Raw genomic sequence first — 24,467 nt, forward strand, 5'->3', positions numbered from 1 at the left:
GACGAAGTCGCCGCTCACACGTTGAGCAACAGATACTCCCGCTCCCACGGGCTGATCACTTCCATGAAGGTCTCGAACTCCGCCCGCTTGATCGCTGCATAGGTTGCGGCGAAGGACTTGCCCAGAAGAGCGCATAGTTCCTCGTCGCCTTCGAAAAGATCGACGGCTTCGAGCAGGCCGCGTGGCAGGTCGATCTCATCGGCGTTTGCGGTGGTCAGCACCGGAGGCTCGGCCTTGATCTTGTTGGTGATGCCGATCAGCCCGCAGGCAAGTGAGGCCGCCAGCGCCAGATAGGGGTTGGCGTCGGAAGACGGGATGCGGTTTTCGACACGCCGCGCCGCCGGATCCGAGCGCGGCACGCGGAACGCCGTGGTGCGGTTGTCATAGCCCCATTTGTTGTTGACCGGCGCCGAGGCCGACTGCGTCAGCCGGCGGTAGGAATTGACGTAGGGAGCAAACATCACCAGTGCGTTCGGCACATGCTTCTGCATGCCGCCGATGAAATGGAAGAAGTCGTCGGTTTCCGAGCCGTCCTTCGCCGAAAAGATATTCAGCCCGGTCTTCTTGTCGATGATCGACTGGTGGATGTGCATGGCAGAACCTGGCTGGCCCTGGATCGGCTTGGCCATGAAGGTGGCATAGATCTCATGCTTCAGCGCTGCCTCGCGAATGGTGCGTTTGAACATGAACACCTGATCGGCGAGCTCGACCGGATCGCCGTGACGCAGATTGATCTCGAGCTGGCCGGCGCCTTCCTCGTGGATCAGCGTGTCGATCTCCAGGCCCTGGCTTTCGGAGAAATGGTAGATGTCGTCGATCAGTTCGTCGAACTCGTTGACGCCGGCGATCGAATAGCCGGCGCCGCCGCCGATTGCCCGTCCGGAACGCCCGACGGGTGGGGTCAGCGGATAATCCGGGTCGGGGTTCTTGCGCACCAGATAGAATTCGATCTCGGGCGCCACCACCGGCTTCAGCCCGCGCTTGTCATAGGCTGCTACCACGCGCTTCAGGACGTTGCGCGGCGTGAACTCGACCGAACGGCCATCCTGATGGACGAGGTCGCAGATGACGGCGGCCGTCGGGTCTTCTTCCCAGGGCACGACGGTCAACGTCGACAGATCCGGCATCAGCTTCAGGTCGCCATCATCCTCCGGATAGTGGAAACCGTTGCCGTCCTCGGGATAGCCGCCCGAAATCGTCGTCATGAACACTGCCGATGGCAGCGCCAGCGAGGTGTTGGAAGTGAATTTCTTCGACGGCATCATCTTGCCGCGCGCGACGCCAGCCTGATCAGGCGTGATGCATTCTATGTCTTCGATGCCGCGCCATTCCAGCCAGGCGCTGACTTCCTTCCAGTTCTTCACGCCGCGTTGATTTTTCACGAAGGCAGGCGTTCGGACGCGTCCTCCGCGGGTCGACGGACGGACTTCCTTTTTCGCAGGCGGCATCATTCACCAGTTTGGGTTGCGGATTTGGGAGTATAGCCGTTGCCGGTGATGGAAGGGAAGGGGAGCCGGCCCGATAGGTGCGGCAACGAGGCTGAACGGCCTATGTCAGACGGCCTTGCCGGGCGGCGCATTTGCGCCCAGCCATCTGCGCAAGGCACCGGCATAGCGCCTGCGCCATCCGCTTTGCGGCGCGGTCAGGAACCAGGATTGGCTGAGGTTCCAGCTGTCTGCGCACAGATCCCTGAGCCTTGTGTTGATGATGCCTTTGCCGGATAGCGGATAGACCGAGAATTCGGAAAAGAAGATCGCGCCTTCGATTTCGTAGAAATCGCATCGCATGTGATCGAACGGCGCGGTCAGCCGCTCGGCGATGGCAAGCATGCGCGGGAAGGATGCCGGCAGGTCGATCCGGACCCACTGGGGGCCGCTGCCTGGCGGTGGCGGCGCGTAGGTTCCGTCACGGTCGAAATGACATTTCTGTTCGTTGCCGTGCTCATCCCGACGCGCGGCATAGACATAGGCCGTCGTCCCGTTAGACACGTGGAATTTGTACTCCAAAGCAACGGGCTGACCGTCCTCGAGGAGCATCTCTTCCACGAGGATGCGCCTGCTGGCGTGCTTGTAGCCCCATTCGCCGAGCTTCCTGCCGTAGCGGTGGCGCATCCAGCGTGCCGTACGCCGGCGCAGCCTAGCTCTGTCTACCTCACCGTTGCGCACCATCATGTTCCAGCGGCAGCCATGATTGGCCTTCACCATGACATTGCCGGTGAGCAGCTCCGCCGGAAGTTCTGCCGCGTCATATCCGGACCACAGAACCGCAGCGGTCTTGAGTTCTGGACAGGTGGACAGAGCGTAGGCTTTCGAGGCGAGCTTGTCGCAAGCCGTGGTGAAGAAGGGATTGTGGTCGAAAATCTTGCGCCACAGGAACTTGTCTGCATAGGAAGCGGGCCTTGCCGGATCGGGCAGCACGCCGCTATGATTGAAGGTGCGGGCGCAAATCATCGGATGGCGGACAAGGCACCATGCCTGTACCAGGGTAAGCAGCACGCGGTCGCTCATCCGCAGCCCTGGCATGATCAGCTTGCTGGCCTGGGAACACTCCCGCGTGCAACGAACACGTCCCGCGTCATATTTCGATGGATGCTCGTGCGGCCGGTAACCGCAAGCCGGGGATCAAGCGTTCTTTCTACGCTTTCCGCCCACAGCCTGCCAAGCGAGACCGGCTCCCACAAGACGATCTGCACACCTTGAGGCGCGGTATCGGCTATGCGAGAAACCACCGCTGCCTTGGGCGATACCATGCTGGCGACGTAAACGACCTGCGCCTCGCCATAGTCATAGTCGCGGCCGTCGCAAAGCTCGGCCCGCATCCGCACATAGCCGAGCTTGGCCGCAAGCCTGTTTGCCGTTTCGACCGCTTCAGGCACAATATCGAGACCGATGATTTCGGGGACGACAGTCTGGTCGTGTATGCGGAACATCGTAAACGGACGCCCTCCGCAGCCGACCATGACAGCGCGGCAGCAGCTGCCGAAATCGACCTGATCGAAGACTTCGTTCAGGCGATTATACGCATCCCTGGATGACAGCACGCCGATGCTTGTTTTTCCCGCTGCGATCTGCCCGAAGGATGCCGGACCGCTCAGATCCTGATCCAGCATGTGCCTGATCTCGGCGGTATCTTGCTCCTGCACCATCTTGCCGAATGCGGCGGTCAGCGCCGGTCGGTACGAAAGGATCTCCGGGTAGGTTTCAAGCAACGCCTCGCCGGTATCGTGTCCCATGGCGATGCCAAGATCTCGGATGGCATTTATGAGTTCAGTCGGAGTACGCCCTGGCAAGGAGCCCACAATTTGCTCCAGTTCACGCTTCCAGGCGCCCAATTCCGGCATTGCTTCCCACCATTCCCTTGCCGTAGCTAGCAGTGTGCGGCGACAACGTCTACATCATTGCCTTCACTTGAACGGGACAGTCGACCATGCCCCTGACCACTATCGGCTTCGACGCCGACGATACCCTATGGCAGAACGAACAGTTCTTCCGCCTGACCGAGAAGCATTTTGCAACCCTGCTCGCCGACCATGGCGAGGCCGAGCACATTTCGGCACGGCTGCTGGAGGCCGAGAAGCGCAACCTTGCCGTCTACGGCTTCGGCATCAAGGGCTTTACCTTGTCGATGATCGAAACGGCGATAGAAGTGACCGAGGGCCGTGTGCCGGCCTCGACGATCGCCGAAATCCTTGCCGCCGGCCGCGACATGCTCGGCCATCCTGTCGAGGCGCTGCCGCATGCGCGCGAGACAGTCGAAAAGCTCGCCGGCGCCTACCATCTGGTGCTGATCACCAAGGGCGATCTGTTCGACCAGGAGCGCAAGCTGGCGGCGTCCGGCCTTGGCGACCTGTTCGATGCCGTCGAGATCGTCAGCGACAAGAGCGCCGCCACCTATGCCAGGATCTTTGGCCGTCACGGCAGCCCGCAGACCAGCATGATGGTCGGCAATTCGCTCAAGTCGGACGTGGTGCCGGCCATCGAGGCCGGCAGCTGGGGTGTGTATGTGCCGCACGAGCTGACCTGGGTGCTCGAACACGTCGAGCCGCCGGTCGAGGCACCGCGTTTTCGTCAGCTTGTCGATCTTGGCGAACTGCCGGCTTTGATCGAGAGCATCGGCAAGGAAGGCTGACCGCCCCACACGCGTTCGGGCGGATTGCGATCAGCCGCGCCCGAGACTGATCAGCCGGTCGACCACCGGCTGCAGCCTTTCGGTGGTGATCGGCTTGGTTACCACCACATCGACCACGCTCGACAGACCCAGGCTGTCGGGCGTGCCGGTCTTGGTTGAAAGCAGGATCACCTTGGGGAGCGACCGCCCAGATGTCCGCCGCAAGGCGTCGATGGCCGCCATCAGCGCGCGGCAGTCCTCGTTGTCGGGGCCGCCATCGAGAACGACGGCGCCCGGAATGAGGGTTCGCAATGTCTTGGCCGCCATCTCGGGCGACTCGGAGATCGGCTTCAGTCCGGACTTCTCGACGATCTTCGACACCACCACCCGGTTGATCGGCGATTTTCCAACGACCAGCACGTGGGAGAAATCCGTTGATATCTCGGAGTTCGCGTCCCTGCTTGACGAATTCAGATGTTTGGCGGTGTCGGTCTCGCGGTTCACAGGGCACATGGGCGGGGCGGGCACTCGGCGCTGCTTCAATGCAGGGTTGAAATCCGAGAGCCAATTGGCGTGAGATCGCCCGCCATGTCAAGCTGAAATGACGGACCTGCGAAATATAGCCGGAAATATTAAACCCCGGAGACAAGTTCTGTTTTCGAACTGTAGTTAAGTTCACGCTCAAAAGCGAAAGTCACCCGCGCTGAAAACTCGCGGGTGACGTTGAAATCGGCCAGTGAGCGGCGGGGCCCATAGGTTCCACAAGCACAAAGCTTCCGTAAGGGAAGATCAGCCGTGACTCTTCTGCGTGACGATCACCGGGATCAGCAGGTCGCCCCAATTGCCGTCGCCGCCATGATGCCGGGCCGAGCGCACCAGTTCCACCGAGACGCCGGCCTCGACTGCCTTCATCACCGATTGATTGAGCCTGTGCAGGTCGTTGGCCAGCATGCGGATCGTCGCCTGCTGGTCGACGCTCATCGTGGTCGACTGCTCTTCTGCACGTTCCTTGACGCGGCTTATCGATGCCATTTTTCTTCTCCTATGTCCCTTTGCCCTGTTGGGCGTTTCCTCTGGTTGTTTTCTGTTATTCCGCCGCCGGTTTGAACTGCGCGTGCTCGGTCGATTCATGCATGGCGGTGGTCGAGGACTGGCCGCCGCTGATCGCCATCGACACGGCGTCGAAATAACCGGTGCCGACCTCGCGCTGGTGCTTGGTCGCGGTGTAGCCGTGGACTTCGGCCGCGAACTCGGCTTCCTGCAGCTCGGAATAGGCGGCCATCTGCCGCGCCTTGTAGCCGCGGGCCAGCTCGAACATGCCGAAATTGAGCTGGTGGAACCCGGCCAATGTGATGAACTGGAACTTGTAGCCCATGGCGCCGAGCTCGCGCTGGAACTTGGCGATCGTCGCGTCGTCGAGGTTCTTCTTCCAGTTGAACGACGGCGAGCAATTATAGGCGAGCAGCTTGCCCGGATGATGCCTGCGCACGCCTTCGGCGAATTTCTTGGCCTGCGCCAGATCGGGCTTGGATGTTTCGCACCAGATCAGGTCGGCATGCGGCGCATAGGCAATGGCGCGCGCGATGCACGGTTCGATGCCGTTCCTGACCTGGTAGAAGCCTTCAACCGTGCGGCCGGCATCGTAGTCGACGAAAGGCTGGTCGCGCTCGTCAATGTCGGAGGTCAGAAGCTTTGCCGCTTCCGCATCGGTGCGTGCCACGACTAGCGTCGGCGTGCCCATCACGTCGGCCGCCAGACGCGCCGCGTTGAGGTTGCGGATATGCGCGGCGGTCGGGATCAGCACTTTGCCGCCGAGATGGCCGCACTTCTTCTCAGAGGCCAGCTGGTCCTCATAGTGGACGCCGGCAGCGCCCGCCTCGATGAACGCCTTCATGATCTCGAAGGCGTTGAGCGGTCCGCCGAAGCCGGCCTCGGCATCGGCGACGATCGGCGCGAACCAGGTTTCGACCGACAGGCCGTTGCCTTCCGAGGTCTCGATCTGATCGGCGCGCTGCAGCGTGCGGTTGATGCGCTTGACCAGTTCGGGCGCCGCATTGGCGGGATAGAGCGACTGGTCCGGATACATGGCCGACGCGGTGTTGGCGTCGGCGGCGACCTGCCAGCCCGAGAGATAGATTGCCTTCAGCCCGGCACGCACCTGCTGCATCGCCTGGTTGCCCGACATGGCGCCGAGTGCATTGACGAAGTCTTCCTCGTGGATGAGCTTCCACAGCCGGTTGGCGCCCATTTCGGCAAGACTCTGGCGTATCTGGACCGACCCGCGCAGCCGCTTCACATCGTCCGGCGAATAGGCTCGTTCGATGCCGTCGAAGCGGCCTTCGGGCGCGGATGGGACAAGATTGTAAAAATCAGTCATTGGTCACTCCAGATCAATCGATCTCAGTGTCTTGAAACGCCGCGCCCTGGGACAGTGTGCGTCGTCTGTGTGTGACATCATTTACACTGCGCCGCGACGAGAGCGAGGAAAACCGCTATTTCTGGTAGAAAATAAGAGAAAACCTGTGTTGTGTTTGACTGCTTATCGCGGTAAATCTGTCATGATTGTAAAAGATGGTGCGCCGTTCATCGCTCGCAAGTCGTGTAAATTCCTGTCAAGGAAAGCCGATGGCCGACCAGAAGATATTCGCCGGGCCGCGCATCCGCCGCATCCGCATCGCCAGAGGCCTGACCCAGACGGCGATGGCCGAAGGGCTCGGCATCTCGCCGTCCTATCTCAACCTGATCGAGCGCAACCAGCGGCCGCTGACGGTGCAACTGATCCTGAAGCTGGCCTCTGTCTACAAGGTCGACCCGCATGAATTGCAGGGTGAGGCGAGAGGGTCGATCTCGGCCTTGAAGGAAGTGTTCGGCGACCCGCTGCTTGCCGGTGAGCTGCCGGGCGACCAGGAACTGATCGAACTGGCCGAGGCAGCCCCCAACGCATCGGCTGCGATGATAAAACTGTTTCGCGCTTACCGCGAGCAGGCCGAGCGGCTGTCCGATCTCAACGAGCTTCTGGCGCGCGAGGGCCGCGCCACGGCGCTGTCCGGTGCGCGGCTGCCGATCGACGAAGTGCACGAGATTTTCGAGCGCCGGCCGAACCATTTTGCAGCACTGGAGGAAGAGGCCGAGGCCTTCACCTCGGTGCTCGACCCCGGCGACGATCTGTTCGGCGCGCTGAAGGCGTGGCTGAAGCGCGAGTATGGCATTGTCGTTAAAGTGCTGCCGGTCGCCACCATGCCGAACTGGCGCCGCCGTTATGACCGTCATTCGCAGCGTCTTTTTCTATCGGAGCGGCTGTCGCCGTTCGACCAGTTGCGCGAAGTCGCCATGGAGGCCTGCCTGATCCGCATGACGGTCGCGATCGCCGGCGAAATTCAGGCGCTGAAGCTCGGTACGGACGAAGCCCGCCGGCTCGCCCGCTTCGAGTTCGGCCGCTACGCCGCCAATGCCTTGATGATGCCCTATCAGGCCTTTCATGCCGCCGCCGTGCGGGCTCGTTACGATATCGATGTGCTGCGCTCGCGTTTCGGCGTCTCCTTCGAACAGGCGGCGAACCGCCTGACCATGCTGCAGCGTCCTGGCTTGTCCGGAGTGCCGTTCTTCATGCTCGAGGTCGACAATGCCGGCAACCGCTTCCGCAAGGCCGGCGGCCAGGGCTTTCCGCAAAGCCGCTTTGGCGGCGGCTGCCCGAAACTGCCGGTCCATGCCGCTTTCGCTTCGCCTGGCCAGATCCTGGTCGAGGCGGTGGAAATGCCCGACGGCGCCGAGTTCCTCTGCATCGCACGCACGCTCGAGGGGCCGCAGGGTTCGTTCTCCGAGCGCCCGCGCCGCACCGCGCTGCTGTTGGGCTGCGATATCGGCTTTCGCGACGAGAGCGTCTATGGCGCCGGGCTGCCGGCAAAGGCCGGACAGGGCGCCGCCACGCCGGTCGGTCCCGCTTGCCGGCTGTGCGAACGCATCGGCTGCCTCGCCCGCGCCGAGCCGCCGGTGACCCGTCCGCTGGGCCTGGACGAGATGGCGACGGGCCTGAGCGCCTTCGATTTCCAGTGATGCTTCTCGGGCTGGAGGTCGCGGAAGACCGCAGCTGTTTGCGCTAAGCAATAGAGCGCTGCCCGAACCGTCGCCGAACCAAATATTGATTAAGCATCGGCGCTGCGCTATCGAAGGTGAGCTGCAGGGCAGCCAAGGGGGGGATGGCTTATGAACAGGAAAGCTTTGTGGCTTGGCGTGGCGCTTGCCCTTTTGGCGGGGCCTGTTCTGGCAGAAAAATCCTCGGAATTCTTCAAGGACTATCAACAGTATAGTGACGACGGCAAGGCATTCCTGGACAAAATCGATCCAAAGACCGGCGCGGTCGACCTTCCCGAAGGCATCCATCTCGATCTCAAGGACAAGTTCTATTTTCTGGGCAAGAAGGACGCGACGTCCGTCCTGACCGAGGCCTGGGGCAATCCGCCTGATACCGCGTCCGAAGCAATCGGCATGATCTTCCCGGCCAAGTACGAGCCCATCGCCGGCAACGGTTGGGGCATCGAATTGCGCTATGAAAAGATCGGCCATGTCGATGACGCCGACGCCGCATCCATCGACTATACCGAATTGCTGAGCAGCATGCAGGCGGACACATTGTCGGCCAACGATCAGCGGGTGAAGGGCGGCTTTCCCCCGATCAAGCTGATCGGCTGGGCCTCGCCGCCGGTCTATGATTTCGTCCACAAGCGGCTGCACTGGGCCAAGGAACTGCAGTTCGGAGACGATACCGTCCACACGCTCAATTACGACGTCCGTTTCCTCGGCCGGGAAGGCGTCTTCGTGATGAGCTACATCGCTACGGTTGAACAATTGCCGGAGATCAAGCAGAGCCTGGACGAAGTGCTGGGCGTGGCGGACTTCAACACCGGCAAGAAATACACCGATTTTCTGCCAGGCACCGACACGGTCGCCGCGGTTGGCATTGGCGGCCTCATCGCCGGAAAACTCGCGGCAAAGGCCGGCCTGATTGCGGTCGCGCTCATCGCCCTGAAAAAGTTCGGCATTCTGCTGCTGGTACCGTTGGCCGGTCTTTGGCGCTTTATCCGCGGCAACAAGGGCACGTCCTAGAAACGGCGGTGTTTGCCCGTATGGCTGCCGGTTGGCGGTGCGCCAAAGGGAATGCCGGGCTGGATCACCTCCGGCGGTAGCCTATGCGCTAGAGAATGCGGCACGTTTCTGTCGTCCATTGTGCATCATGCCGCCCCGAGATAGCCGACAGTCGCGCCCCATGACCGATACCGCATCTTCTCCAATCGCCGCATCGCCGATCGTCTCGCCGCGCGAAGAGCGGGTCGGCTTGCTGCTGGTGTTCCTGTCGGCGCTGATGTGGAGCTTTGGCGGCACCATCGCCCGCTTCATCGACACCGCTGACAGTTGGACGGTGGTGTTCTGGCGCTCGCTGTGGGCGGCTGTGTTCCTGATTTGCTTCATGGCCTGGCGCGACGGCTGGCGCGGCATGTTGCGGCTGTTTCGCGACATGGGCCTGCCCGGCCTTGCCGTGGCCGTCTGTTTCGCCACGGCGTCGACGTGCTTCGTTGTCGCGCTCGCCTACACCACCGTTGCCAATATCCTGTTGATGCAGGCCGGTGTGCCGCTGCTGGCGGCATTGCTTGCCTGGGTGCTGTTTCGCGAACGCGTCGCCGTCGCGACCTGGGTGGCGATCGCCGCCGTCATCGCCGGCGTCGCCATCATGGTGTCGGAATCGCTCGACGGCGCCGTATCGCCCATTGGCGACGGGCTGTCGCTGCTGATCGCCGTCATGTTCTCGATTGCCACCGTCATCACCCGGCGCTTCGCCCATGTGCGCATGACGCCGGCGACGTGCCTCGGCACGATGCTGGCAGCGGCTTTCGCCGCATCGCAAGCCACGCAGTTTGCCACGTCGGCCCACGACATGGCTTTCCTGTTTGCCTTCGGCGTCATCAATCTCGGCCTGGGCCTTGCCTTCTTCGCCACCGGCGCGAGGCTGGTTCCGGCGGCGATCGCAGCACTCCTCGGCACGTTCGAGCCGATCCTCGGACCGATCTGGGTCTGGCTCGTTCATGGCGAGGTGCCCTCGGTGCGCACCATCATCGGCGGCGCGGTGGTGGTCGCCGCGCTGCTCGTCCATATCGCGCTTGAATTCAAGCGCCAGGCGAGACCTGCACGGCCGGGGACCACCGGCCTGCCATCCCCTAATTGACCCGCCTTTCCCTTGGTTGAGCCCGTCTTCCCTAATTACGCCCGTCTTTCCCCAATTAGCGAAGCCGCACGCCCTATTGACCGAGCTTCCCCGCGCGGGCCATTGACAACCTTGCTGCGGCACGGGCAGGCTGGGGGCACGGCAACAACAAGACAGGCTTATCTTGCCAAGTGTCCCCGCCGGTCGGACCAAGACCGGACCACAGCGTCGTATCCCTGCCCGCGCCGCGGCGAAAGCCTCTGACGGCGTCAGCGCGCCCGCCATGCGGGCACACAGAGCCATCATCTGCCGCTCGTCGAACCGCCCGGATGGCGCCGGCAGTTCATGCTTGTGGCTGCCCGGAAAGCTCAATACTCTGAAGCAAATGCCCAATCGCGCTCGAACAGCGACGACTTGGCGAAGGAACACTCATCAAAGGAGAACAGCATGATCCGCAAAGCGCTCTGGCTTTCGGCAACCTCGGCATTTCTGACGCTTTTCGCCGTCGGCGGCCATGCCGAGGATCGCGTCGTCAACGTCTTCAACTGGTCGGATTACATCGACAGTTCGATCATTGACGACTTCACCAAGGAGACCGGCATCAAGGTCGTCTACGACACCTTCGATTCCAATGAAATCCTCGAAACCAAGCTGCTTGCCGGCGGCAGCGGCTATGACGTCGTCGTGCCCAGCGGCAACTTCCTGGCCCGCCAGATCCAGGCCGGCGTGTTCCAGAAGCTCGACAAGTCGAAGCTGCCCAACATTTCCAACATGTGGGACACGGTTTCGGAGCGCACCGCCAAATACGATCCGGGCAACGAATATTCGATCAACTACATGTGGGGCACGGTCGGCATCGGCTACAACATCAAGAAGGTGCAGGCTGCACTCGGCACCGACAAGATCGACAGCTGGGATATTTTCTTCAATCCCGACAGCCTGGCCAAGCTGAAGGATTGCGGCGTCTATGTGCTGGACTCGCCGGCCGACATCATCCCGGCGGCGCTCAAATATCTCGGCCTCGATCCGAACAGCACCTCACCTGACGACATCGCAAAGGCCGAGGAGACGTTGCTGAAGGTGCGGCCGTATATCCGCAAATTCCATTCGTCCGAATACATCAACGCGCTCGCCAACGGCGACATCTGCCTGGCGGTCGGCTGGTCGGGTGACGTCTTCCAGGCACGCAACCGCGCGGTCGAGGCCAAGCAAGGCGTCGAGATCGGCTATTCCGTGCCCAAGGAAGGCGCCCAGATGTGGTTCGACCAGATGGCGATTCCCGCCGATGCGCCGCATGCCGCCGAGGCACTCGAATTTCTCAACTACATGATGAAGCCGGAAGTGATCGCCAAGTCGTCCAACTATGTGCTGTATGCCAACGGCAACAAGGCTTCGCAGCAGTTCGTCGACAAGGCGCTGCTGGATGATCCGGCGGTCTATCCGGACGCCGAGACCTTGAAAAAGCTCTATACGGTCCAGCCCTACGATCCCAAGACCCAGCGCCTGATCACGCGCAGCTGGACCAAGATCGTCACCGGCCAGTAAGCAATGCGACATGGTCCCGGCAGCCACCTGCCGGGACCATTCTTCTCTGGGGCAAGAAGCAAAAAAATAGGACGGAGTGGGACATGAAATCGCTTGGCAGCATCCGCAGGGATTTCGCGCCATGGAACGACCCGAACGCCAAGCCATATATCCAATTCGAGAACGTCACCAAGAAGTTCGGTGACTTCACCGCCGTCAACAATCTGTCGCTGACCATTTTCGAGCGCGAGTTCTTCGCCCTGCTCGGCGCGTCGGGCTGCGGAAAGTCGACGTTGCTGCGGATGCTTGCCGGCTTCGAGGAGCCCACCGCCGGCCGTATCCTTCTCGACGGCCAGGACTTGCGCGGCATCCCGCCCTACCGCCGCCCGGTCAACATGATGTTCCAGTCCTATGCGCTGTTCCCGCATATGAGCGTGGAAAAGAACATTGCCTTCGGCCTCAAGCAGGAAGGCATGCCGGGACCGGATATCGAAAAGCGCGTCGCCGAGATGCTGAAGCTGGTGAAGCTAGAGCAGTTCGCCAAGCGCAAGCCGCACCAATTGTCGGGCGGCCAGCGCCAGCGCGTCGCGCTCGCCCGCTCGGTTGCCAAGCGGCCAAAAGTCTTGCTGCTCGATGAGCCGCTCGGCGCGCTCGACAAGAAGCTGCGCGAGGAAACGCAGTTCGAGCTGATGGACCTGCAGCAAAATCTCGGCCTTACCTTCGTCGTCGTCACCCACGACCAGGAAGAGGCGATGACCATGGCCGACCGCATCGCCATCATCGACAAGGGCGAGGTGATGCAGGTGGCGACGCCGGCGGAAGTCTATGAGGCGCCGAGCTCACGCTTCGTTGCCCACTTCGTCGGCAATGTGAACATGTTCGAAGGCAAGGTCGCCGAGCGTGCGGCAAACACCACGCGCATTACCGGCGCGACAGGGGCCCAGATCGTCGTCGAAAACAGCACCGATACAAAGGCCGGTTCCGACATCGTCTTCGCCATCAGGCCGGAGAAGATCAAGGTGTCGTCGAAGAAACCGGCCGACGCAGTCAATGCGCTTGAGGGCGAGGTCTACGACGTTGCCTATCTCGGCGACATGACCGTCTACCACATCCGGCTGGATGACGGCCAGATCATCAGGGCAAGCGCGCTCAACGCGGCGCGAGTCACCGAGGACCCGCTGACCTGGAACGACCGCGCCTGGGTCTCCTTCCGGCCGGATGCCGGCGTCGTGCTGACGCGGTAGGGGGCGGGCATGTCCAACATCGCCATCACCGGCACCGGCCCATCGACAGCGGCCAAACCGTTTCTGACACGGCTCGGCGCCGGCTTCGTCAGCCGGCTCGTCATCATCGTGCCCTATCTCTGGCTGCTGTTCTTCTTCCTCATCCCGTTCATCATCGTTTTCAAGATCTCGCTGTCGCAGACGGCGATCGCCATGCCTCCCTACACGCCCGTGCTCGATTTCAGGGACGGCATGTCCGGTTTCTTCGCCGGCTTCCGCGAACTCAACTTCGACAATTATACCTTGCTGGCGCAAGACGCGCTTTACTTCAAAGCCTATGTGACCAGCGTCATCATCGCCGCGATATCGACGGTCCTTACGCTGCTCGTCGGCTACCCGATCGCCTATGGCATGGCGCGTGCGCCGGCAACGATCCGCCCGACCTTGATGATGCTGGTGATCCTGCCGTTTTGGACGTCGTTCCTGATCCGCGTCTACGCCTGGATTGGCATCCTCAAACCTGAAGGCCTGCTCAACCAGCTGCTGCTCGCCACCGGCATCATCGACGAACGCTTGATCATTCTCAACACCTACTATGCGATCTTCATCGGCATCGTCTATTCCTACCTGCCATTCATGGTGCTGCCGCTCTATTCCTCGCTGGAAAAAATGGATTATTCGCTGATCGAGGCGGCCAAGGATCTCGGCTGCCCGCCGACATCAGCCTTCTGGAAAATCACCTTCCCGCTGTCGCTGCCCGGTGTCATTGCCGGCTGCCTGTTGGTGTTCATTCCCGCGGTCGGCGAGTTCGTCATTCCCGACCTGCTCGGCGGATCGCAGACGCTGATGATCGGCAAGACGCTCTGGAACGAATTCAACAGCAACCGCGACTGGCCGGTATCGTCGTCGGTGGCGGTGATCCTGCTATTGCTGCTGATCGTGCCGATCATGCTATTCCAGCGAGCCCAGGCGCGCGCCCAGGAGCAAGACAAATGAACACCAGCTGGAGCCGCTTCAACGTCACCTCGGTCGTGCTGGGCTTTGCCTTCCTCTATCTGCCCATCGTGCTGCTCGTCATCTTCTCCTTCAACGAGTCGAAGCTGGTCACCGTCTGGGGCGGCTTCTCGACCAAATGGTATGCCTCGCTGTTCCACAATCAGGGGCTGATGGACGCCACCTGGGTGACCGCGCGTGTGGCTCTCATCTCCGCCACTGTGGCAACCGTGCTCGGCACGCTGGCGGCACTGACCTTGACCCGCTACACCCGCTTCCGCGGCCGCATCCTGTTTTCCGGCATGGTGTTTGCGCCGCTGGTCATGCCGGAAGTCATCACCGGCCTGTCGCTGTTGCTGCTGTTCGTTGCCGTCGGTCTCGACCGTGGCTTCCTGACCGTGACGCTTGCTCACATCACCTTGACCATGTGCTTCGTGGCTGTCGTCGTGCAGTCGCGCCTGGTGTCGTTCGATCGTTCGCTGGAAGAAGCTGCCTTGGACCTCGGCGCAACGCCGGTAAAGACCTTCTTTCAGATCACGCTGCCGGTCATCATGCCGGCCATCGTCTCCGGCTGGATGCTGGCCTTCACCCTGTCGCTTGACGACCTGGTCATCGCCTCCTTCACCTCCGGGCCTGGCGCCACCACGCTGCCGATGAAGATCTACAGCCAGGTGCGTCTCGGCGTGACGCCGGAAATCAACGCCGCCTGCACCATCCTGATCGCCGTCGTGGCGGTAGGCGTCATCATCGCTTCGGTCGCCAACAAGCGGCGTGAGGTGCAGCGCCAGCTCGACGAACAGGCCGCGCAGCGCGGTTGATTGCGTCAAACGAGGGATAGAGCGGTCCCGGTAAGGGTCCGGCTATTCGCCTGAGACGCCGCGGCTGATCGGCGAGATGAACGGCGTGCTCCAGGTGCCGCCGACGAAGAATGACGACTGGTTGGATCCCTGCTGGCCATTGACCGGTGCCGCTGCCGGGTCGGCCTGGGTGACACCCCCCGAAAGCGCCAGCCCGCGTCCGCCGTAAGAGGCGATGCCGGACAGCCAGACCTTGTATTTCGCCGAATTGGCCTCGGCCTTGTCCAGCCTTGCCACACCCTTCGAGATGGTGGCCTTGAGCTCGGCGCCGTCCATCGGCAGTGTCCCGTCCGAGACGTCGTCGAGCGCGAAGAAGCCGCCCTGTTCCGTGTGCTTCAGAAATGCCGGCAAATTGAGCCCGCTCAGCGCGCCCGGCCCGAACGTCGCAGAGACCGAGCCGTCCGCGTTCTCGAAGATCGAGTCCCAGGATTTGCCCGGCCCTTTGAGAATGACCGAGACAGTGCCGGTGCTGGCCGGCACCAGCCGCGTCATTCCGGCCGCGGTGCCGAAAGCGGCGCCGTCAATGTCGGAGGCGAGCAGCCGGATCTCGACCTGCGAGCCCTCCGGTTTGCGGTCGAAACGCAGGCTACTTTGCACGTTGCCGCCAAAGGCCGACGCATCGGAGATATCGAAGACGGCAAGCCCGTTCTTCACCTGCGCCGTAGCGGCGACGTCGGCAAGCTGGATTGCGCCGGCCGAGGCATGTGCCGCTGACAGCCTCAGATCGAGATTGATCCGGTCGGCGAAGCTGGTGTCGATTTCGCCGGGACCGGTCTCGCCGGTCGGCGCCAGCGGCGTGAAGGCCGAAAACAGCGACCTGAGGTCGAGCGTATCGAAGGCGAGTGTGCCTGATATCACCGGCAAGGCGTCGCCGAACGAAAAATCCAGGGCCCCCATTCCCGGGTTGCTGTCGAGCGTCACCGCGGTGTTTTCGAATTTGACGCGGCCGGCGGTCGCCGTGATCTTGCTCGAAATCGAGACCGAACCGATCGCCGTACCAGGGGCAATGCCGGCCTGCGACCATTCCAGCACGCGCCGCAGCGAGGGCGCGGCGAATTTCGCCTGGCCATCGAAATAGGCGTTTTGCGACATGCTGGCCGTGCCGTCGAACGAGAAGCTGGCCGGCGCTGCCTTGAACGAAAACGTGACCGGTGCGGCGCCGCCGGCAAACAGCACCAGCGGCTTGGGCGAGGCGGCATCGACGGTGACGCTCTCGCCGCGCCAGATTCCGGTCGCCGACAAGGTCGCGTTGCTGTTCATCGCTGCCCAGCTCGCCTGGCCGGACAGGCTGGTCAACAATTCGACGTCCTTGCCGCCGACGGAGGCGACCATACGGCCGTCCCTGAATTCCACGGTGCCGAACGGATCGGCGGGCAGCTTGCTCAGATCCGGCTTCGTCGGATCGGCGTTGACCACGCCGCGCGCCGTGTCGATGGAGCGGGTGATGCGTCCGCCCGTTGGTATGGCGGGCAGGAATATGCCGTTTGCGGCGCGCTGGACCCGGATCGTCGGCCGCACCAGCCGCGCCGTCGAAAACACCACATCGCCCTGCAGCGCCGCCATGGCCGAAAGGTCGACCTCGACCCGTTCGGCCTCGATCACCGGCGGCGCGTCGGTCTCGGTCCACTGGGACAGCGTGACGTCGCTCAATATGGCGCGGAACTTCGGCCACACCTCGATGCGCGGCGAACCGGCGATGGTGACCCTGAAACCGCTCCACGCGCTCATCTCCCAGGCGATGCGATCGCGCACGATCCGGGTCGAGGCAAACAGCGGCAGAGCGGCGACGACCAGCGCGATGACGAGCACGGCAACGCCGATCGCCCATATTCCGCGCCGGATCAAAGGTGATGGCATATTGCCCCGGTTGCTTTCATTCCGATAAACGCCTGACGGGTGTAACCGCCAGTCGTCACCACGCCTTCCAGCCGTCACTACGACTTAGGGCTGAGGCATTTCAAGTCTTTATGGCCCGGCGATGGCAATTGCGCACATATGGCCGAGTTTAGCGGAACAAAATCTTGCTCTGCCGCACGGTGGTAGGCATAAGCGATGCAGCTTCAGCCTGTTACGAGGCGCGGCGTTTTTGGGACAGCGGCGCCTGTAAAGCTGAGGCTAGTGCATGTCGCCCGGAAGAGCAGCGGTTCCGGGACAACGACGTGCATCAAACAAAAGCATATCTATCTTGCGACGCGACGGGCTTCAAGGAGGATCGATCATGGCTGCCGAAGCACCGCTCTGGACTCCGACGCAAGACCAGATCGACGCAGCACCACTGACCGCGTTCATGAAGGCAGCAGCGGCCAAAAGCGGCACATCCTTCGCCTCCTACGCCGAACTGCACCGCTGGTCGGTCGAGGATCGCGAGGGCTTCTGGAGCCTGCTGTGGGACTTTTGCGGCATTGTCGGCGACAAAGGGACCGATGCGGGCGAGCCCGTGCTCGTCGATGGCGACAAGATGCCCGGCGCATCGTTCTTTCCCGAAGCGACGCTGAACTTCGCCGAGAACCTGCTGAAGAAGACCGGTTCCGGTGACGCGATCGTCTTTCGCGGCGAGGACAAGATCGAGCGGCGGCTGTCGTGGAGCGAACTGCACCAGCTGACCTCGCGCTTTCAGCAGCTTTTCCTGTCGCTCAAGGTTAAAAAGGGCGACCGCATCGCGGCGATGATGCCCAACATGCCGGAAACCGTCGCCGCCATGCTGGCGGCCGCCTCCATCGGCGCGGTCTGGTCGTCCTGTTCCCCCGATTTCGGCGAGCAGGGCGTGCTCGACCGTTTCGGCCAGATCGAGCCGGTCATATTCATTGCGCCGGACGGCTATTGGTACAATGGCAAGGCAATCGAGGTAGCCGACAAGATCGCTGCCGTTGCGGCGAAGCTCGAAACCGTCCGCAAGGTCCTGATCGTCGACTATCTCGGTACCTCGCGCGATATCGCAGCGATCATCGACAAGGCCGTGGCGCTCGAAGAGGCGCTGTTACCCTTTACCGCCAAAGCGGTCACGTTCAAGCGGCTGCCGTTCGCGCACCCGCTCTACATCCTGTTCTCGTCAGGTACCACCGGCATTCCCAAATGCATCGTCCATTCGGCCGGCGGCACGCTGGTCCAGCATGTCAAGGAACACCGGCTGCATGCCGGACTCATCGAAGGCGACCGCTTCTTCTACTTCACCACCTGCGGCTGGATGATGTGGAACTGGCTGGTGTCGGGCCTGGCCTCGGGCGCCACGCTGCTGCTCTATGACGGCTCACCCTTCCACCCCGACGGCAATGTGCTGTTCAGCTTCGCCGATGCCGAGAAGATGACCTTTTTCGGCACCTCAGCCAAATTCATCGATTCCGTGCGCAAGGCCGGGCTCAAGCCGATCCGCAGCCATGATCTGTCGAGTGTGCGGGCGATTTCCTCGACCGGCTCACCGTTGTCGCCGGAGGATTTCCGCTTCGTCTTTGACGGCATCAAGAAGGACGTACATCTGGCCTCGGTTTCCGGCGGCACCGACATCGTCTCCTGTTTCGTGCTCGGCGTACCGACGCAACCGGTCTGGACCGGCGAGATCCAGGGTCCCGGCCTCGGCCTTGCTGTCGATGTATGGGACGATGACGGCAAGCCGATCCGCGAGCAAAAGGGTGAGCTGGTTTGCACCAAGGCGTTTCCGTCGATGCCGATCGGCTTCTGGAACGATCCTGAGGGCAAGAAATACCATGCGGCCTATTTCGAGCGCTTCGACAATGTCTGGTGCCACGGCGACTTCGCCGAATGGACCGCGCATGGCGGCATGATCATCCACGGCCGTTCCGACGCGACGCTCAATCCGGGCGGTGTGCGCATCGGCACGGCGGAGATCTACAATCAGGTCGAACAGATGCCGGAAATCCTTGAGGCGCTGTGCATCGGCCAGGATTTCGACAATGACGTGCGCGTCGTGCTGTTCGTGCGGCTGGCCGCCGGCGTGACGCTGGACGAGGATCTGGAAAAGCGCATTCGTTCCAAGATCCGCAGCGGCGCCAGCCCGCGCCACGTGCCGGCAAGGATCGTCGCCGTCAGCGACATTCCGCGCACCAAATCGGGCAAGATCACCGAGCTTGCAGTGCGCGACGTGGTGCATGGCCGCGCCATCAAGAACAAGGAAGCGTTGGCCAATCCAGAGGCGCTGGAGCTGTTCAGGAACCTGCCGCAGCTGGCTGAGTGACGCGGCCGGGATGGTTAACCAGATATGTCGGTCGAATTTACCTAGATTTCATGAGTGGTACACATTCGTAAATTCTTTGGACGGCCGGTAAGGAGTTGTTAAGGCCCGGCGTCGATAGTCGCACGTAACTTGAGGGAGAAATCCCGCTCCTCGTCCCCTGAGGATCAGATTCGCTCAAGCCCCCGTTGTGACAGCAAATCCCATTTAAGGCGTCCTGTTGGACGCCTTTTCTTTGTCCGGGATTCTCGCCCGGGAATGGCCGGCCCTATTCGGCCAGCACCCGCGTCGACGGGAAGGCGACCTCGACCAGCGTCCCTTCGCCCGGCGTCGAGGTGATGGTGAAGCGGGCGCGGTTGGCTTCCACCATCGCCTTGGTCAGCGGCAGGCCGAGACCGGTGCCGTCGCCACGCCCGCGCTTCAGCGCATTGATCTGCTTGAATGGCTTAAGCGCCTGCTCGATCTCGGCATGGCTCATGCCAATGCCGGTATCGCGCACCCGCATGACAACGTCGCCGGAGGTTTCATAGGCGGTCGACACGATCACCTGTCCGCCGGCTTGCGTATAGCGAATGGCATTGGACAGGATGTTGAGCGCGATCTGGCGCACGCTTCTGAGGTCGGCGACGACTTCCGGCAGTCGCGAGGCGAAGCTGGAGCGGATGATGACACGCTCGCGGTTGGCCTGCGGCTGCATCATCGCCACAGTCTCGGCCAGCGTATCGTTGAGCGACACCGCCTCGTAGTCCATTTCCTGCTGGCCGGCCTCGATCTTCGAAATGTCGAGGAGGTCATTGACGAGATCGAGCACATGGTTGCCCGAGCGGTTGATGTCTCTGAGATAGTCGCGGTAGCGGTCATTGGCTACCGGGCCGAACTTCTCGTCCACCATCAGCTCGGAAAAGCCGATAATGGCGTTGAGCGGCGTGCGGATCTCGTGGCTGATGCGGGCGAGGAAATCGGTCTTCTGCGAGGAGGCGCGCTCGGCCACCGCGCGCGCCTGGGTCAGATCCTCTTCGGCCCGCTTCCACTGCGTGATGTCGCGCACCACGGCGCAGAAGCCGCTGTCATTGGGCAGCCTGCCGATGGTCATGAACAGCGGGATGAAGCGCCCTTGCGCCTCGCGCCCGATCACCTCGCGGCCATCGTTCATCACACTCGCCACGCCGGGCTCGGACAGGCCGTTCAGATAGTCGCGCGCCGCGCGCTGGCTTTCGATGGCAAACAGCGAGGCGAACGGTTTACCGGTGACGTCGTCGCTGTCGAAGCCGAACAGCGCCTCGGCCGGCCGGCTGATCGAGCGGATGTCGCCGTCGCGGCCGATCAACACCACACCATCGGTCGCGGTGTCGATGATGGTGCGCATCTCGGCAATGCGCGCTTTGAGTTCGGAGACATCGGGCTGCGTCTGCTCCTCGGCTGCGAGATGCGCAACCATCGGCGGCTCGTTATCGCCGGTACGTCGCACCACCAGCATCAGCGCCTTGCCGGCGCGCCACGGCACCGAACGCAAAATGGCTTCGATCGGAAATTCCTGGCCCTCGCGCGTCTTCAGTTTGAGTGTGTGGTCGCTTTCGCCGGCCGTTTCTGAATAGGGATCGGCAAACAGCGCGTCGAGCCCGCCGGCGTCGCTCAGGTCCTCAAGCGTGTCATAGCCGGTCAGGCCGAGGAATTCCTCATTGGCGTAATGAAGCTCGTCGCCCGAATGGATGAGCAGCGGCACCGGCAGCTTGCCGAGGATCGACGTGTCAGGGGCCTTGTGTTCATCTCCGGCCGAGAATGCCGAAGGCATGAACCCCTCAAGCTTGAGCGGCGGCACTTTCAGGCGCTGTGGTTCTGCCGGCACTGTGTCCGCATCGCCGGCCTTGTCCCCGTCTTCCACGGCGGAATCGGTCGCCTCGTCGGACGGCGCCCAATCCTCATTGTCCTCGGCATCGCGGAAGTCGGCCGACGTCATGCTGTCGTCTTCACCGGCATTGGCCGGCGTCTCGGCAACAACCGGCTGTGGCTCTGCGGCCTCGACGATCTCTTGGGCTTGCGTATCATCCGGTTCGGAAGCCGGCGCAAGTTCGTCGTTGGACGACGTTGCTTCCGTACTGTCTCCGGTGACGGAGCCTGGTTCGGGATCGGCATAGTCGAGCAGGGAGCGCGACACTGTCGGCGCCTTCGCCTCGCCTGCTTCGCTGTCCGCAAGGCCGTCGTCCGGCTGCTCGCCGTCAAGCTGCGTCAGGTCCTTTTCGTCCTCGGCATCGCTTTCCGGCGGTTCGGCCTCAGCCGTTTCGCTTTCGGGTGCGGCTGCCGATGGTTCAGCCACGGCAGCCGGGCCGGCTTCGCCCGGACTCGAGACCTCGGCGGGTTGTCGGGCTGGCGCGGCTGTTTCAGGCTGGTCCGCCTCGACATGATCCGGCTTGGGCTCATCTGCCTTGGCCTGGTCTGGCGTTACCTGATCCGGATTGGCCGGTTCGGCCTGCTTGGCAGTCTCCGGCTGCTCCGGCGGGGGATTGTCCTTCTTCAGCCGCTCGCCGATTTCGCGGAAAGCGCTGCGCTCCAGCGTCGACAGGCCCCTCTCGCTTGTCGGCTGCTTGTCGTTGGCGGGCTGCCGATGCTCGGCCAGCCGGATGACCTTATCGGCAAAACGACGTTCCTGCTTCGGCACGATGGTCAGTGCCGGCACTTCGCCCTCGAACGGATCGGCCGCCTTGGGAGCTTCCGCCACGGGCTGTTCCGGGGCCGGCTCGGCTGCTGCCGGTGGCGCGCCATTGGGGACCAGCGCCATGCCGATTGCTTCCGGATCGACCACCGCATCGCCGGCGCGGGCGACGCCGAAACCACGAAAACCTTCGAAGGCGCGGCTGCGGCCATAGACAGGCAGTGCTGCCAGATCGACCGGTATCTTCAGGTCGGAGCCGGCAACCGGCCACAGTACCGAGCGGCCCGACCAGGTGTCGCGCCGTTCAAGCAGGCCCGCGATCTCGCCCGAGGCGTCGAGGCCGAAAATTGTCGCGACGTCCTTGAAGCGGCGGCCGATCACGTCGGCGGCGGCTTTGCCGACAATGTCGCCGAATTCCGGCGACAGCGCGCTGAACTTGCCCTCGGCGTCGGTGCGCCAGACGAAGCGCAGCGGCGGCGCCGAGCGGTCGACCTCACGTTTGGCGGGAGGCGCAGCCGGTGGGGCTGCGTCAGACGGCAGGGCGGGCGCAGCGGCACTGCTGTCCAACTGCGCACTCTCGGCCGGGGAAACAGAGTCCGGCTCGGCCTGCGCCGGACTGTCCGGCTCGCCCGCCTGCGGCTCTTCGCCGGCATGGAAGTACCAATGATCATGTTGCGCCGGCGCGCTGTCATTCGCCGCCTGCTCGCGGCAGGTCGTCTGCTCGCGATGGTCCGCCTTTGTATCGGTTGACGCCGAAGCATCATGCTTGGTGGCAGCCGGACCTGTCTCCCCGACATCAGGTGCGGCCGCGAGTGGGGCGCCCTGATTCCCGCTTGCGGTGGGGTGGTCAGCCACCGCATCCACCGTTACCGCGTTCTCCGCGGCGGCTTGCGCCGGGCCATCGTCGACCTGCGCTGCAGCAGGTTCGGCATCCAGCTCGCCGACAGGATTTTCCTCACCGAGCTGATCCTCGTCGATGACCACCAGCAGATGCCTGGACTCGGTCAGGCGCGCGAAGCCGGCCGGATAGGACGTGGCGCCGCCGGGGACCAGCCGCTTGACGATGCGGTCGTCCTGGCTCGCCACGTCGGCGACAAGCGCGGCCAGCGTCTCAGGCCGGATGGCGAGCGCGCCAAAGCCATCGGAAGCCGCCTCGACAGTGCCGGCGGCGTCGACAAAGGCGATGAAATGGCCGTCTTCGGTAATGCCGCTGATGGCGCGGGCCGCAATGTCGGCAGCACTGCGCGAGCCGGCCTGCGCTGCCGGCACCACCAGCATGATGGCGCTTTCGCCGTCCGGCATAGTCACCGCACTGGCCAGGAAGCCGACGGCGCGGCTGGTGATGCCGGTCGCCAGCCGTACCGTAATGGCGCGGTCGCTGCCGATCTGCGGGAAGCCCGCGGTCGCCATGATCTGGCGCCTGGCGATCAGCGGCAGCTGAGCCGAGGCGCCGATGATGGCCTCGATATCGGGATAGCCGAACACCGCAGCGCCCGGGCCGTTGGCCCAGATCACCTGTTCGAGGTCGGCCGACAGAATCGCGATCGCGTCGCCGGCGGCGAAGCGCTGGCGAACCGCATCAAGCACGGCGACATCGAGGAAAGAGTAGTTCTCGGAAGGCATGCGCTTGGCGGACCCTTTCGGTGAAACCTCTTGGCGAACCCCTCTTGGCGAACCTACAAGGCGGGCAATTTGCAGTTAACGCTTTGTTAATAAAAGCCCGCGCGGCGAAGGTCCACAAGCCATGGCGGGAAGCAGGTGGAATCTCTGGCCACTTGGTTAACAGCCTCTCGGAATGTCCCTGGATAACCTCTTGGGTGACGCATGGGAAGAAATTTATGGTGCACTGCAACAAAGATATTGCATCGCACAAAAAAACCGCTATATTGCCATCATACATGAACGAGACGGCTTTTTGTCAAAGCCGCTACCCCGAAAGGATGGAAAATGACCAAGGCCAAGACCGCTGAGACCATCGAAAACGTCGAATTCCCGAGCTTCGACGCTTCCAAGGCAACCGATCAGATCCGCGCTTTCGCCGAAAAGGGCGTCGAGCAGTCGAAGGAAGCCTACTCCAAGCTGAAGACCGGCGCCGAAGAGACCCAGAAAGTCCTGGAATCGACCTTCGAGACTGCCAAGACCGTTTCCAGCGACCTGTCGCTCAAGACCATCGCCGCTCTGCGCGCCAATGCCGAAGCCGGCTTCTCGCATCTCGAGGCCCTCATCGGCGCCAAGTCGCTGTCGGAAGTGGTCGAACTGCAGACCGCCTTCCTGCGCAAGCGCGTCGAGACCACGGTCGAGCAGGCCAAGGACTTCCAGGCTGTTGCTTCGAAGGCTGCCGAAGACGTCTCCAAGCCGGTCAAGACCGCTTTCGAGAAGGCCCTGAAGGACATCAAGGCCGCCTAATAATTGCGCACAACTCTCCGATGCATCAAAACGTCGCATTTCGTCAGACAAATAGGTGTGCGATAGAGTTGTCCAAATGAATACCCGGCGAGTGGAACCTCCTCCCTCTGCTCTCCGGGATGACCAGCCAGCACCTCCTCCCGCTGGCTCGTAACAGGAAAAGGCCGGCACCTCCTCCCGCCGGCCTTTTTCTTTTGCCGAAGAAACCGGCGCCTGTTGGCGGAACCGGCTTTGCCTTATCAAAGGCCTTGAATTAGTCTCTGATAGACCGTATTGGACGCATCGCCGAACGACAGAGCGGATCTCGGAGAATGAATTTTCACCA

General features: G+C 62.5%; 18 protein-coding genes. 10 read left to right on the top strand and 8 right to left on the bottom strand.

The window, feature by feature from the left end; genetic code table 11:
- Positions 1–14: 14 nt before the first annotated feature.
- The 3 genes from ACYG9V_RS09120 to ACYG9V_RS09130 form a co-directional block, all read right to left on the bottom strand.
- A complete protein-coding gene (locus tag ACYG9V_RS09120) occupies positions 15–1,451 on the bottom strand; it encodes a glutamine synthetase family protein (protein ID WP_023669313.1) in 1,437 nt (478 codons plus the stop codon).
- A 102-nt stretch (positions 1,452–1,553) separates the two neighbouring features.
- Positions 1,554–2,522, bottom strand: a complete 969-nt coding sequence (locus tag ACYG9V_RS09125; protein ID WP_050588078.1) for an ATP-grasp fold amidoligase family protein — start codon at positions 2,520–2,522, stop codon at positions 1,554–1,556.
- 2 nt (positions 2,523–2,524) lie between these two features.
- Complete coding sequence (locus ACYG9V_RS09130; protein WP_155922418.1) at positions 2,525–3,340, bottom strand: class I SAM-dependent methyltransferase; 816 nt, start codon at positions 3,338–3,340, stop codon at positions 2,525–2,527.
- 86 nt (positions 3,341–3,426) lie between these two features.
- Here ACYG9V_RS09130 and ACYG9V_RS09135 point away from each other — a divergent pair, with 86 nt between their 5' ends.
- Positions 3,427–4,128, top strand: coding sequence for an HAD family hydrolase (locus ACYG9V_RS09135; protein ID WP_031196692.1), 702 nt, complete (start codon positions 3,427–3,429; stop codon positions 4,126–4,128).
- Positions 4,129–4,158: 30 nt separating this feature from the next.
- Here ACYG9V_RS09135 and ACYG9V_RS09140 read toward each other — a convergent pair whose 3' ends face one another.
- The 3 genes from ACYG9V_RS09140 to aceA all read right to left on the bottom strand — a co-directional run bounded on the left by ACYG9V_RS09140 (position 4,159) and on the right by aceA (position 6,484).
- Positions 4,159–4,620, bottom strand: coding sequence for a response regulator (locus ACYG9V_RS09140; RefSeq protein WP_023669317.1), 462 nt, complete (start codon positions 4,618–4,620; stop codon positions 4,159–4,161).
- A 276-nt stretch (positions 4,621–4,896) separates the two neighbouring features.
- Positions 4,897–5,139, bottom strand: a complete 243-nt coding sequence (locus tag ACYG9V_RS09145; RefSeq protein WP_023669318.1) for an SMc00767 family acetate metabolism repressor — start codon at positions 5,137–5,139, stop codon at positions 4,897–4,899.
- A gap of 55 nt (positions 5,140–5,194) precedes the next feature.
- The gene (gene aceA, locus ACYG9V_RS09150; RefSeq protein WP_023701808.1) at positions 5,195–6,484 is read right to left on the bottom strand and encodes an isocitrate lyase; all 1,290 of its coding nucleotides are present in this window, start codon (positions 6,482–6,484) and stop codon (positions 5,195–5,197) included.
- A 248-nt stretch (positions 6,485–6,732) separates the two neighbouring features.
- On the opposite strand from aceA, the gene ACYG9V_RS09155 reads away from it, so the two are divergent.
- From ACYG9V_RS09155 to ACYG9V_RS09185, 7 genes are all read left to right on the top strand, one after another.
- Entirely contained in the window at positions 6,733–8,160 is a 1,428-nt protein-coding gene (locus ACYG9V_RS09155) for a helix-turn-helix domain-containing protein (protein WP_352765659.1), read from the top strand.
- A 150-nt stretch (positions 8,161–8,310) separates the two neighbouring features.
- Entirely contained in the window at positions 8,311–9,210 is a 900-nt protein-coding gene (locus ACYG9V_RS09160) for a DUF2167 domain-containing protein (protein ID WP_031261879.1), read from the top strand.
- 160 nt (positions 9,211–9,370) lie between these two features.
- Positions 9,371–10,324, top strand: coding sequence for a DMT family transporter (locus ACYG9V_RS09165; protein WP_023689324.1), 954 nt, complete (start codon positions 9,371–9,373; stop codon positions 10,322–10,324).
- Positions 10,325–10,750: 426 nt separating this feature from the next.
- Entirely contained in the window at positions 10,751–11,848 is a 1,098-nt protein-coding gene (locus ACYG9V_RS09170; RefSeq protein ID WP_023689323.1) for a polyamine ABC transporter substrate-binding protein, read from the top strand.
- A gap of 83 nt (positions 11,849–11,931) precedes the next feature.
- Positions 11,932–13,071, top strand: a complete 1,140-nt coding sequence (locus ACYG9V_RS09175; protein ID WP_023697298.1) for an ABC transporter ATP-binding protein — start codon at positions 11,932–11,934, stop codon at positions 13,069–13,071.
- A gap of 9 nt (positions 13,072–13,080) precedes the next feature.
- Positions 13,081–14,046 carry an ABC transporter permease subunit gene (locus ACYG9V_RS09180; RefSeq protein WP_031199416.1) on the top strand — a complete coding sequence of 322 codons (966 nt, stop codon included), beginning with the start codon at positions 13,081–13,083 and terminating at the stop codon, positions 14,044–14,046.
- A complete protein-coding gene (locus ACYG9V_RS09185; protein ID WP_023689320.1) occupies positions 14,043–14,861 on the top strand; it encodes an ABC transporter permease in 819 nt (272 codons plus the stop codon). Before ACYG9V_RS09180 ends, ACYG9V_RS09185 begins: the two co-directional genes overlap by 4 nt.
- Before the next feature lie 42 nt (positions 14,862–14,903).
- On the opposite strand, the gene ACYG9V_RS09190 is transcribed toward ACYG9V_RS09185, so the two are convergent.
- Entirely contained in the window at positions 14,904–16,757 is a 1,854-nt protein-coding gene (locus tag ACYG9V_RS09190; RefSeq protein WP_352626314.1) for an AsmA family protein, read from the bottom strand.
- 361 nt (positions 16,758–17,118) lie between these two features.
- Between ACYG9V_RS09190 and ACYG9V_RS09195 the strand changes: the two genes are divergently transcribed.
- Positions 17,119–19,089 (top strand): acetoacetate--CoA ligase, encoded by a 1,971-nt coding sequence (locus ACYG9V_RS09195; protein ID WP_023825875.1) that lies wholly within the window; start codon positions 17,119–17,121, stop codon positions 19,087–19,089.
- A gap of 265 nt (positions 19,090–19,354) precedes the next feature.
- Here the strand turns inward: ACYG9V_RS09195 and ACYG9V_RS09200 are convergent, their stop codons facing one another.
- On the bottom strand, positions 19,355–23,359 hold the full coding sequence (locus tag ACYG9V_RS09200) for a PAS domain S-box protein (protein ID WP_352765656.1): 4,005 nt from the start codon (positions 23,357–23,359) through the stop codon (positions 19,355–19,357).
- A 324-nt stretch (positions 23,360–23,683) separates the two neighbouring features.
- On the opposite strand from ACYG9V_RS09200, the gene ACYG9V_RS09205 reads away from it, so the two are divergent.
- On the top strand, positions 23,684–24,142 hold the full coding sequence (locus ACYG9V_RS09205) for a phasin (protein ID WP_023669330.1): 459 nt from the start codon (positions 23,684–23,686) through the stop codon (positions 24,140–24,142).
- The last annotated feature ends 325 nt before the right edge of the window (positions 24,143–24,467 follow it).

This window comes from Mesorhizobium sp. W016 (assembly GCF_054719485.1).